Origin of the sequence: Nocardia sp. NPDC059154, from assembly GCF_042755705.1 — a bacterium.
In the GTDB taxonomy this organism is placed as follows: domain Bacteria; phylum Actinomycetota; class Actinomycetes; order Mycobacteriales; family Mycobacteriaceae; genus Nocardia.
Genome location: NZ_JBHZCS010000019.1, coordinates 55,352 through 66,930 on the forward strand (window position 1 = coordinate 55,352; position 11,579 = coordinate 66,930).

An 11,579-nucleotide genomic window follows, 5' to 3' on the forward strand; every position below is an offset into this window, starting at 1 on the left:
GCGGCTCCCGAGACCGTCGAACCGCGAATCGCCGGATACCTCAGCGGCATTGCCGCCTGGGTGTCGGCGGGACTGGTCGTCGCCCTGCTGCCGAGTTACGGTGCGGAGCTGCTGGGCACGACGAATCTCGCCCTGCCGGCGCTGCCCGTTACGCTGTATCTGGTGAGCGCCTGGCTGGCGCAGCGCCTGGTCGCGCCGGCCAGGCTCGCCGCCGAACCCGTTGCGGCGCAGTGGATCATCATCGCCGGGGTCGCGCTGGCGGCGGCCGTGTCCTGGCTGCCCAGCCTGGCGCTGCTGCTGTGCGGCGGCGCGGTGGCCGGTTTCGGGCAGGGCATCGCCTATCGCTCCGGACTCCGGATCGTCAGTGCCGCAACACCTCCCGATCAGCACGCTCGGGCCGCCGCACGCTTCGCCGGCGTGGCCTACGCGTGCGCGGCGGTCGCGACGGTGGGCTTCGGAGCCATCGCGACCGTGGCGTCCATACGCGACGCGGTGCTCGCCGCCACGGTCGTCCTCGTTCCGGTAGCCATGACCACCGCAGTCGTCCGTCGGCGCGCAACGGCGCGCGCCACGGACTCCGTTCCCACTCCGCAGATCTCGACAACCGCATAATTCTTCCGCCGCATATTCGACGCATCGAATGGAACGGCACAATTGATCGCGCGCGAATTCCGATCGCGCGCAATTACGCATGCCCGCAATGCCTTACGTTGACGAAAACTCCAGAATTCGACGAAACGAAGTCGTTACGCGAGTTCACCGCCACATAAACTACGGCCGTTTCACTGGAATGCATCAGCTCCAAAGACATTCTCTCCGAATGGATTCCAGAAATGGCAGCACAAACTCGGGCCGGCGTGACTCCGGCAACCCCGGCCGCCGACGGAACGCTCACCCGCAGTCTCGGGCGGGTGGACCTCATCGCCATGGGCGTCGGCACCATCGTGGGCGCGGGCATCTTCGTCACCACCGGCATTGCCGCCGCGACCAAGGCGGGACCGGCCATCGTCCTGTCGTTCGTGCTGGCCGGGGCCATCTGCGCGCTGGTGGCGCTGTGCTACAGCGAACTCGCGTCCATGACGCCGCTCTCCGGCAGCGCGTACACCTATACCCGCGGCACGCTGGGCGAGGTGCCCGCGTTTCTGGTCGGCTGGAATCTGCTGCTCGAATACGCCGTGGCGGCATCGGCCATCGCCATCGGCTGGTCCGGATTGTTCGGGGCCGCCCTGGATTCCTTGTTCGGAGTGACACTGCCCAAGGCGATTTCCGCGGGCCCCAGTGACGGTGGCGTCATCAATCTTCCGGCGGTCCTCATTGTCGCCGCGCTGATCGGTGTGCTCGTGTTCGAGGTCAGACTCACCGCAGTCGTGGTGAAAACTCTGGTGGCCTTGACCATCGGCGTCCTCGTCCTGGTGATCGCGGTGGGCGCGCCCCATCTGCATCCCGGCAACTGGTCGCCGTTCCTGCCCTTCGGCGTGCACGGCATCGCGGCCGGCGCGGCGCTGGCGTTCTTCGCGTATCTCGGTTTCGATGTCGTCGCCACCTCCGCCGAGGAGACCCGCGATCCGCGCCGTGATCTGCCCTGGGGGATCATCGGCTCGGTCGTCATCGCCACCGCCCTCTACGTGGCGGTCAGCGCTGTATTGACCGGTGTCGCACCGTATTCCACCCTCGGCAATGCCGCGCCGGTGGCGACCGCGCTGGCCGCAGTGGGCGCCGGGTGGATCGGCAAGGTGATCCTGGTGGCCTCGGTGGTCGCGCTCACCAAGGGACTACTCATGGTGTGCTACGGCCCGACCCGCCTGGTGTTCGCCATGAGCCGGGACGGCATGGTTCCGAAGGCGCTGTGCCGCACCGGTTCCCGGGGCACGCCGGTCCGGCTGAGCCTGCTGCTCGGCACCGTCGTCGCCGCGGTGGCCGGGCTGCTACCCATCGGCACGGTGGCGGAGCTGGTCAATATCGGCGCGCTGTTCGCGTTCGTGATCGTGGCCGTGGGCGTGCTCGTCCTGCGCCGCACCGCACCCGACCGCCCGCGTCCGTTCCGGGTTCCCTTCCTGCCCGTGGTGGCTGTCTGCGCCATCGCCGGATGCATCTGGCTGGCAACCACATTCGAGGCACTGACCTGGTTGCGGTTCGTGATCTGGAGCGCGGCGGGAGTCGCACTGTATCTGTTCTTCGGTCGCAGCCACGCGACCGCCGCTCCCGGCCACACCGCCGCTGCGCTCGATCCGACCCAGGTGCCCGATCCGACCCCGGCACCCGATCCCACCCCGGCGATGGCCGAATCGAGCGCAGCGACCACTACCGCGACGGTGACCACCGGAGGTGCCGCGTGACCGCGCAGCTCGACAGCTTCTACCCGACCCGCGTCGACTTCGGGACCCTCGACGAGATCCATCGCGCGGCCGCGACCGCGCTGCCCGCCGACGTCCTGGACTTCATGGAGGGCGGCGCGGGTAAGGAGATCACCCTGCGGGAGAACCGGCTCGCCTTCGACCGCTGGCGCATCCTGCCCGCACCGATGAGCGGGGTGGGCGCGCCCTCCACCCGCACCGAATTCCTCGGAATGCCCCTGGAGACACCGCTTCTCACCGCACCCTTCGGCGGTGACGCGCTGTTCCATCCGGACGGGCATCCGGCCGTGGCCCGGGCCGCCCAGGCCCGGGGAGCGCTGTCCGTCGTGCCGGAGGCGGGCAGCTTCTCCTATCAGCGGGTACGCGCCGCCGCACCGCGCGCCGCCCGGATCGCGCAGGTGCATCCCTTCGGGCACGCGGCCGCGGTGGCGGACCGGGTGGCGCGACTGGGCTACGACGCGCTGTGCGTCACCCTCGACTGCCCGGTCGGCGGCTTCCGCACCCGCAATATGGCCAATCGCTTCGACCCCGATCAGCGGCACTTCGGCGGGAATCTGACCGGCGAGGACGGAGCTCCCGGCGTGGCGGAGATCTTCGGGCAGCTGCTCAAACGCGGTGGCATGGTGTGGGATTGGGCCGAGCTGGCCGACGCCGCCACCGGGTTCGGGCTGCCCTGGATCGCCAAGGGCGTGCTCACCCCCGCCGCGGCCGAACGCGCCCTGGCCATCGGCGCGAGCGCCCTGGTCGTCTCCAATCACGGTGGCCGCCAAGTCGATCCGGCCCCGGCCAGCCTGGATATGCTGCCGCGCATTCGCGCGGCGGTGGGCCCGGAGACACCCATCCTGCTGGACAGCGGCATCCGCACCGGCAGCGATGTGTACCTGGCGCTCGCACTGGGCGCGGACGCGGTGATCCTGGGCCGCGCGGCCATCTACGGCCTGGCCGCGGCCGGGGAGGCCGGAGTGGATCGGGTGCTGGAGCTGCTCACCGAGGAGCTGCGCACCCTGATGATCCTGTCCGGCGCGGCCACCCTCGCCGAGATCGACGCCACCCGGATCATGCGAGCCGCCCCGTGAGCGCATTCCCGTTGGCCCGCACCGCGGCCGGGCTCGTGTTCACCTCCGGCCTGGCCGCCGTCGACCCGGACACCCTGACCGTCACCACCGCATCCTTCGAGGGCCAGACCGCCGAGGTCTTCCGGCAGCTCGACGCCGCCCTCACCGCGGCGGGCAGCGTTCGCGCGCACGTGCTGCGGCTGGACTGCTACCTGTCCGATCGCCGCTGGTTCCCCGGCTGGAACTCCGCCTTCCGCACGCATTTCCCGACGGCCGCACCGGCGCGGATCACCACCGTCACCACCCTGCCCATCGACGGGCTGCTCATCGAAATCCAGGCGATCGCCGTCGCCACCGCTCAGGAAGATCGATCATGACCGCAGTCACCCCGCTCGTCCAACCGCAGTCCGCCCTCGGCGATTTCACCATCCGAGACGTCATCGAGGGCCAGACCGCCGGCCAGCTCATCGTCGCCGCCGACGACTGGGGCTGGTGGGTCACCCTGCTCGGCGGCGACACCGTCGCGCCCACCACCGGCATCCAGCAGACCGTCGCCGAGGGGCTGGTGCGCGCCGGCTTCCTGCTGCGGCGCGGCCGCCGCTACCAGCTCACTCACACCGGCCACGATGTCGGCAAGAACCGGGGCTTCGTGCGGGTGGCGGTGCGCGGGTGGGAACCCACCTTCCGGCAGCTGTCGGACAGCCCGCACCGCGAATACATTCCCGCTGCCACCGAACCCGGGGAGGTGGCTCGCGGCTGCACCGATATCGCGCGGCGGCGGCCGGAGATCTTCGAGGCCATCGGGCACGCGATCGCGGCCGGAACACCCGGCTGCACCATCGATCTCGGCTGTGCCGACGCCGGCCGGGTGCTCGCGCTGGCCGGGGTCGCCGAGCGGGAACGGTTCCTCGGCGTGGACATCGAGGACGGTGTGATCGCCTCGGCCACCGCCGAACTCACCGCGCGCGGGCTCGGCGACCGCATCACCCTGCTCGCCGGATCGGTGCAGCCCGAACCGGAACCGCCCGCCTGGCTGGCCACCGTCGACCGTGATGCCGTCACCACCGCCATGTCGTTCTTCCTGCTGCACCAATTGGCCAGCGACGGTGACGGCATCGCCGCGGTGCTGCGCGGCTGGATGGACTGGTTCCCCAACCTGCGGCGGCTGGTGATCGGCGACGGCTACCTGCTCGAGGCCCCGTATTGGACACAGCAGCCGTGGTTCTCGCCCACCTACGAGATCTATCACGCGGTCACCGGCGTGCGACTGTGGACGCGCCAGGAGTACGAGCAGGCCTTCGCCGAACTCGGCTGGACGGTGCGGCGGCGGCTCGAGGATCACACCATGCTGGTGACCAGCATTCTGGAACGCGATTGACCCGAATTCCCCGGCCAGCGGCCCGTCCGGCTTCGCGCATGGCCGCGGTCGGCCCGGGGTAGGCTCGCCGGGTTCGTTCGATGTTGAAGGAGAGTTCGTGGGTAAAAAGAGCCGTCTCGCTTCGGGTTTCGGAGTGATGGCTGCAGGGGTCGCGTTGCTGGGGGCGGCCACGGGCGTGGCCGGGGCGGAGCGCGCACTGACCGCGCCGGAGCAGGTGTTCGTGAGCTATCTGCAGGGGCGCGGTGAGCTGCTGACCGATCAGGATCAGCAGCTCGCGGCCATCGATGTCGGCAAGGCCGACTGCGCGGCCATCGCTTCGGGCATGACCAAGGAGCAGCTGTCCGAACAGCTTCCGGGTGGGGCGGCCGAGAAGGAGGAGGCCGTGCTGTTCCTCGACGCGGCCACCGCGCCGGGGAGCCTGTGCGGCTGAGCTGAGCCGCGGACGTAACGAGCCTGCGGGCGCTGCCGGAAACGGCGGCGCCCGCAGGTTTTTTCGGGCCCGAACGGGTCTAACTGATTGCGTAAGTTGTTAATTGCGTACCTTGCGGAATTCTTCAGCAAACCTCCTCACGCCGGTCCCGCGCGGGCGTAGCGTCACGGCACGCGACAACCCGTCACGGCGCACGAGAGGAAATTCCATGGCGCCGGAAAATTTCCGCGGCGGTGTCGTGATCGCGGCAACCCGTTCGTGTAGAGGGTGAGTCCGGCAATCTGGCCGGGCCGCAGCCAAGGAGCGAACATGGGCAGGATCACCGCGGTCGTCAACCTCACCCTCGACGGCGTCATGCAGGCGCCGGGCCGGGCCGACGAGGACACCCGGAACGGATTCACCGGCGGCGGCTGGGCACACCGGTACGCGGATCCGGTCCAGGGCCGCGTCATGGGTGCGCACATGGCCGCGCACAGCGACGGCGGCCTGCTGTTCGGCCGTCGCACCTACGAGGACTTCTTCGGATTCTGGCCGCACCAGACGGACAATCCGTTCACCGAGGTGCTGGACAAGGCGGAGAAGTTCGTCTGCTCCCGCACCCTCGCCGAGCCGTTGCCGTGGCAGAACTCGACCCTGCTGTCCGGTGACGGGGTCGCGGCCGTGCGCGCGCTGTGCGCCGGGCGGCCGGACCTGGATCTGGTGGTCCTCGGCAGCGGCGAGTTGCTGCGCTCCCTCATGCACGCGGGCATGATCGACGAGTACCTGCTCTCGATCCACCCGTTGACGGTCGGTCCCGGCGCGCGCCTGTTCGACGGCGTCGACGTGGGCCCGCTGCGGCTGACCGACAGCGTCACCACGACGACCGGTGTCCTCATGGCCACCTATCGTCCCGCCGGAGAGGAGTCGCGTTGACCGAGTACCTGCTCAGCATCTACCAGCCCGACGACACCGCGCCGCCGGACAACCTCGACGAGATCATGAGCGAGCTGGCGACACTCGATGCCGAGCTGCGGGAGTCGGGGGCGTGGGTGTTCGCGGCCGGGCTGCACGCGCCGAGTACCGCCACCGTGCTGCGTGCGCAGGGCTCGGAGGTACTCGTCACCGACGGGCCCTTTGCCGAAAGCAAGGAGCACATCGGCGGTTTCACCGTCATCCGCGCGGCCGACCTGGACGAGGCGCTGGACTGGGGTCGCCGCATGGCACGCGTCATCGGGCTGCCGATCGAGGTCCGGCCCGTTCGAGACAGCTGACATGCCTGCCGGCACAGTCGATGTCGCGGCCGTCTTCGCCGAGCACTACGGCCGCGCGGTGGCCTCCCTGATCCGTGTCTTCGGCGATGTCGACATCGCCGAAGACGCGGTGCAGGACGCCTTCGCGACCGCCGTGCAGCGCTGGCCGCGCGATGGGCTGCCGCCGAGTCCACCCGGCTGGATCATCACCACGGCCCGTAATCGCGCGGTGGACCGGCTGCGCCGCGAGGCCGCCCGCGCGGACAAATACGCCCAGGCCGCGCTGCTCCGGGCAGAGGGCGAACCGATCGAGGAGGGCGCGGTGCGCGACGACCGGCTGCGCTTGATATTCACCTGCTGCCATCCCGCGCTGTCCCGCCAGGCTCAGGTGGCGCTGACCCTCCGACTGCTGGGCGGGCTGTCCACGGTGGAGGTCGCCCGGGCCTTCCTGGTGCCGGAAACGACCATGGCGCAACGCCTCACCCGCGCCAAGGGCAAGATTCGCGATGCCCGGATTCCGTATCGAGTGCCGTCCGACGCCGAGCTGCCCGCCCGGCTCGACGCCGTCCTCGCGGTCGTCTACCTGATCTACACCGCGGGTCACACCGCCACCGCCGGTGAGTGCCTGACCCGCGCCGACCTGTGCGCCGAGGCCATCCGGCTGACCCGGGTGCTCGCCGAACTCATTCCGGACGAACCCGAGGTCGACGGCCTGCTCGCTCTGCTTTTGCTCAGCGAATCACGCAGTGCCGCACGCACCTCCGGGACCGGCGAGCTCATGCCCCTCCCGGAGCAGGATCGAAGTCTCTGGGACACAGCCCTGATTGCCGAGGGCCACGCCCTGGTCCGGAAATGCCTGCGCCGCAACCAGCCCGGCCCGTACCAGATCCAGGCCGCGATCAACGCCGTGCACACCGACGCCCGCACCGCCGCCGACACCGACTGGCCACAGATCCTCCAGCTCTACGACCAGCTCCTCACCTTCACCCCGAGCCCGGTGGTGCGGCTCAACCGCGCGGTGGCAGTCGCCGAGGTCGCCGGACCCGCAGCCGCACTGGCCGAACTGGACCAGTTGGACCTCGACGACCAGCACCTTTTCCATGCCGTCCGCGCCGATCTCCTGCACCGCCTCGGCCGAAATGCCGAAGCCGCACAGGCATACCGCGCCGCAATCGCCCACGCCCGCAACGACACCGAACGCGATTTCCTCATTGCCCGCGCCGAGGCGGCACGCCCTACCTGACCCGCTCAGCGCTTGGTCAGTCGCTCCACCGAGTCGTCCGGCAACCGTCAGCGCGTTCAACTTCTCGGGACGGTTCAGGGTCAGGGTGGCGATGCCATCCTCGACCGTCCGGAGCACGAGCTCAGCACTCATGAGAATTGTCTTTCCTTCGACCGAATCCGGCCGCCGACGCGCACGCCATCGGCCGGATACCGAATTCGACTGTCTCAGTCCGGCTTCAGGCTACGGCCGACTCTTCTGCTGCCGGAGACGGCGCGGTGGTGACCGTCTTGGTCGGGGCGAAGAACGCGGCAGTGACGACACAGACCGCTAGCAGGATCACTGTGAGGTACAGCGAGTCGGTCAGGGCCGAAGCGTAGGGCGCTTTGATGAGGTCGGGGAGGTGGCCGGTTTCGCCGGACGAGGCGGGCAGCGAATGCACCGCCATGCGCGCGGTGAGAAGCGCGCCGATGCCCGCGCTACCGAGCACCGAGCCCACCTGGCGGGTGGTGTTGTAGATACCCGAGGCCGCCCCCATCTGCTCCAGCGGCAGGCTCCGCAATGCCGTCGCCGGGAGCGGCGCCCAAATGCAGGAGCTGCCGATACCGCAGAGCACCGACATCGAGCACATCAGCGGAATGGACCCGTGCGGGGTGGCGATGCTGATGAACCACAACACCGCCAGAGTGAACAGGGCGAAGCCGAATGTCAGTAGATAGCGCGGCGCCACCTTGTCCGAGAGCTTGCCGACCACCGGCGACAGGATGGCGGAAACGACTGCCATCGGGGCGAATACCAGCGCCGCCTTCGTCGGGGACAGGTCGCGCACCGCCTGCAGGTAGAAGTACGACGGCACCATCTGGGCCGTCATCGCCGCGCCCAGCGCACCGGTCGCCACATTGCCGAGGGAGAAGTTGCGGTTCCGGAACAGGCCCAGCGGCACCAGCGGTTCGATCTTCGTGCGGCCTTGGTACACCAGAAAGAGCGCGAGGACGACGAGACCGCCGAAGATCAGGCCCCACACCCAGCCCGCCCAGTGGTAGCTGTTGCCCTCTTGGATGCCGAACACCAATGCCGACATTCCGATCGCGACGACGATCACCCCGGGGATGTCGAAGCGGTGATCGTTCGTCGGCAGCGCCGGAACCAGCCACGCGCCCAACGCGAATGCGAGCAAGCCGATCGGCACGTTGACATAGAAGATCCACTGCCAGCCGCCATTGTCGATGAGCGCACCGCCGAAGATTGGGCCGATCAGCGTCGCGATGCCCGCGACTCCGCCCCATACGCCCATCGCCGCGCCGCGCTTGTCCCAGGGGAAGATTCGGCCGATCACTGCCATCGTCTGCGGCGCCATCAACGCGGCGCCGAGACCCTGCACTGCTCGTGCGGCGATCAGCGAGCCGATGCCGCCCGCCAGGCCGCACCACAGCGACGCCAGGGTGAAGATTGCAAGTCCGCATAGATACAGGTATTTCGGTCCGAAACGGTCGCCGAGGCGGCCGGTGATGAGCAGCGGCACCGCAAAGGTGAGCAGGTAGGCACTGGTCACCCAGATCACCTTGGACATGTCGGTGTGCAGGCCGTTCATGATCGCCGGATTCGCCACCGCGACGATGGTCATGTCCAACAGGATCGTGAAGTAGCCCACGCACAGCGCGCCCAGTGCCCCCCAGGGGCTGCGTTCAGTTGTCATGTCCCCACCCTCGATTTCTATGTTGATCGACACAGAAATAGGTAGCAGTGCTCCGGAAGCCGCGTCAAGAGATATCTTTAGTGGGCGACACAGAATTCGTGGGAACACGGGAAGGCAGGTGGAGAATGGGAGAGCGTGGTCGTCCCCGCGGCTTCGACCGCGACGCCGTACTGAGGCAGGCGATGATTGCGTTCTGGAGCAACGGGTATGAGGGGACGTCGATGACAGACCTCACGGCCGCAATGGGTATCGCCTCGCCCAGCATCTATGCCTGCTTCGGCTCCAAGGAACAACTCTTCCGTGCGGCTGTCGAGCTTTACGACTCGATCGTGGGCAATCCGGCGCGCCTCGCGCTCGACCACGCCCCCGTCGCCCGCGAGGCGGTACACGAGTTGCTGTGCGCGAGCGCCGATTTCTACACCGATCCCGCGACTCCGCCCGGATGCATGGTCACCCTGGCCGCCCGGACCACGATAAATCAAGAAGCCCAGGCATTCCTCGCCGACCTTCGTCGCGGCCTGCAAGCCGCGATCGCGGCCCGGCTGCGCCGCGCGGTCGACGAGGGCGACCTTCCCGCCGAAGCAACCGTCGACATCATGGCCGCGTTCTACACCACAGTCCAACAAGGCATGTCGATACAGGCCCGCGATGGCGCCACCCGCACCGACTTGGAGGCCATCGTCACTGCCGCCATGTCCGCATGGGAACCATTGGCAGGCCTACACTGACGCTTCCTTTCGTCGAAAACTACGCCGCCCCACCGTTCGTCGGCGAAATTCATTGCACAGCAGTGGTTTCGGTTGCCGGTATGACGCCGCACAAACCCTCGTCGACGGCGCCGACCAGGTCGTCTCCGAGTTCGGCGGATAGCATGCCTTCGACGTAGCCGAGATTCAACCTTGCGGCACAACGGTATCCGCAGTCTTGCCATCAGGTGACGATCGTCGATGCCAGGGTTTGCATGAACGCGTGTATGCCCGCCAGTGTGTGCGCTGGCATCATGATGTCGCAGAACGGCAGCGCTGCCGCCATCGCACCGGTGGTCGGCTGGAATCGGGAGTCGCCGGCACGGGGATTGAGCCAGATGACGCGCCAGGCCCGGCGTCGGATCCGGGCCATCGCGCGGGCGAGGACATCGGGGGTGTCGCTGTCCCAGCCGTCCGATGCGATGACGACGACAGCGCCGCGCACAGCGTTGCCGGACGGGGTCGCGAGCAATGTACCGAGACACCGGCCGATATGCGTGCCGCCGTAGCGGTCGACCACCTTGTCGTTGGCCCGGGCCACCGCGACATCCGGGGAGCGGTGCGCCAGCACCGCGGTCAGCCTGGTCAGCGAGGTGGAGAAGGCGAACACCTCGGGGCGATCGGGCGAACGGCGCTGCATCGCTGCCCGCATCAGGTGCAGGTAGATCGTCGAATACGGCTGCATCGAACGGCTGACGTCGCAGATCATGACGATTCGGCGCGGGCGGCGCCGGTGACGAGTGCGGACCAGCACCGCCGGCTCCCAGCCGGTGCGGCGGGAGTGGTCCATCGTCGCCCGGAAGTCGATCCGCTTGCCGTGCGGATGGTGTGCGTAGCGCCTGCTCCGGCGCTGCGGCCACAGGGCCGACGCCTGCTCCAGCCAGGCGCCGACCGTCCGCAGGTCGTCCGGATCGAAGCGGGCGAACGGTTCCTGTTCCCGTGCCGCGAACCGGCTCGGCAGCACGTCCGGCAGCGCCACGCCCCGATCGGTCGATCGGTCGGCACCGGTCGCTGATTGCAGTGTCGCCCAAGGGACTTCACCGCCTTGCCCGGACTGCCCGCGACCGCCCGTGCCCGGCGCCGACGCGCGTTCGGTCGGCAGTCCGTGCGTTCGGCTCGGCGGGTCCACACCCAGCACCGCGTCGGCGAACACCGTCGCGAAGACCGCGTCGAAGGCGGCGAGATCCTGCATGCGATCGACGAGCGTGAGTCGCGCAGCCCAGTAGAGTTCGGTGCGCGACCGCGGCGCCATGCGACGCAAGGCCTGCACGAACAGCGCGGGCCCGCTCGGCGCCACCGCGACGCCACCACGCCGCAGCCGCGCGACCACCGCGACAGCGAATGCGGCCAGATCGACGCGCAGCAGTGCCGCTCGCGTCATCGCTTCCCGCGCATCTGCCTGCGTACCAGGATGATTCCGAGCTCTACTTGCCGAACAGGTCGGGCGGGGGAACGGGCTGCGCTTGCGG

11 protein-coding genes and 1 pseudogene are annotated in these 11,579 nt (G+C 68.8%); 10 read left to right on the forward strand and 2 right to left on the reverse strand.

Annotated elements, in window-relative coordinates; genetic code table 11:
* From ACFXN1_RS18225 to ACFXN1_RS18265, 9 genes and pseudogenes are all read left to right on the forward strand, one after another.
* A pseudogene (locus ACFXN1_RS18225) lies at nucleotides 1-612 on the forward strand (hypothetical protein); the annotation flags it as partial.
* 221 nt (nucleotides 613-833) lie between these two features.
* Nucleotides 834-2,336 carry an amino acid permease gene (locus tag ACFXN1_RS18230; protein WP_379438867.1) on the forward strand — a complete coding sequence of 501 codons (1,503 nt, stop codon included), beginning with the start codon at nucleotides 834-836 and terminating at the stop codon, nucleotides 2,334-2,336.
* A complete protein-coding gene (locus ACFXN1_RS18235; protein ID WP_379438865.1) occupies nucleotides 2,333-3,430 on the forward strand; it encodes an alpha-hydroxy acid oxidase in 1,098 nt (365 codons plus the stop codon). Before ACFXN1_RS18230 ends, ACFXN1_RS18235 begins: the two co-directional genes overlap by 4 nt.
* Complete coding sequence (locus ACFXN1_RS18240; protein WP_379438864.1) at nucleotides 3,427-3,786, forward strand: RidA family protein; 360 nt, start codon at nucleotides 3,427-3,429, stop codon at nucleotides 3,784-3,786. Before ACFXN1_RS18235 ends, ACFXN1_RS18240 begins: the two co-directional genes overlap by 4 nt.
* Complete coding sequence (locus ACFXN1_RS18245; protein ID WP_379438861.1) at nucleotides 3,783-4,787, forward strand: hypothetical protein; 1,005 nt, start codon at nucleotides 3,783-3,785, stop codon at nucleotides 4,785-4,787. The genes ACFXN1_RS18240 and ACFXN1_RS18245 overlap by 4 nt, the downstream gene beginning before the upstream one ends.
* Nucleotides 4,788-4,884: 97 nt before the next feature.
* Complete coding sequence (locus ACFXN1_RS18250) at nucleotides 4,885-5,217, forward strand: hypothetical protein (RefSeq protein WP_379398771.1); 333 nt, start codon at nucleotides 4,885-4,887, stop codon at nucleotides 5,215-5,217.
* A gap of 309 nt (nucleotides 5,218-5,526) precedes the next feature.
* On the forward strand, nucleotides 5,527-6,129 hold the full coding sequence (locus ACFXN1_RS18255; protein WP_379438859.1) for a dihydrofolate reductase family protein: 603 nt from the start codon (nucleotides 5,527-5,529) through the stop codon (nucleotides 6,127-6,129).
* On the forward strand, nucleotides 6,126-6,467 hold the full coding sequence (locus ACFXN1_RS18260; RefSeq protein ID WP_379438857.1) for a YciI family protein: 342 nt from the start codon (nucleotides 6,126-6,128) through the stop codon (nucleotides 6,465-6,467). The genes ACFXN1_RS18255 and ACFXN1_RS18260 overlap by 4 nt, the downstream gene beginning before the upstream one ends.
* Nucleotide 6,468: 1 nt before the next feature.
* The gene (locus tag ACFXN1_RS18265; protein ID WP_379438856.1) at nucleotides 6,469-7,689 is read left to right on the forward strand and encodes an RNA polymerase sigma factor; all 1,221 of its coding nucleotides are present in this window, start codon (nucleotides 6,469-6,471) and stop codon (nucleotides 7,687-7,689) included.
* A gap of 217 nt (nucleotides 7,690-7,906) precedes the next feature.
* On the opposite strand, the gene ACFXN1_RS18270 is transcribed toward ACFXN1_RS18265, so the two are convergent.
* The gene (locus ACFXN1_RS18270; protein ID WP_379438854.1) at nucleotides 7,907-9,364 is read right to left on the reverse strand and encodes an MFS transporter; all 1,458 of its coding nucleotides are present in this window, start codon (nucleotides 9,362-9,364) and stop codon (nucleotides 7,907-7,909) included.
* A gap of 125 nt (nucleotides 9,365-9,489) precedes the next feature.
* Here ACFXN1_RS18270 and ACFXN1_RS18275 point away from each other — a divergent pair, with 125 nt between their 5' ends.
* Complete coding sequence (locus ACFXN1_RS18275; protein WP_379438852.1) at nucleotides 9,490-10,092, forward strand: TetR/AcrR family transcriptional regulator; 603 nt, start codon at nucleotides 9,490-9,492, stop codon at nucleotides 10,090-10,092.
* Nucleotides 10,093-10,294: 202 nt separating this feature from the next.
* On the opposite strand, the gene ACFXN1_RS18280 is transcribed toward ACFXN1_RS18275, so the two are convergent.
* The gene (locus ACFXN1_RS18280) at nucleotides 10,295-11,491 is read right to left on the reverse strand and encodes a VWA domain-containing protein (RefSeq protein WP_379438851.1); all 1,197 of its coding nucleotides are present in this window, start codon (nucleotides 11,489-11,491) and stop codon (nucleotides 10,295-10,297) included.
* Nucleotides 11,492-11,579 lie beyond the last annotated feature (88 nt).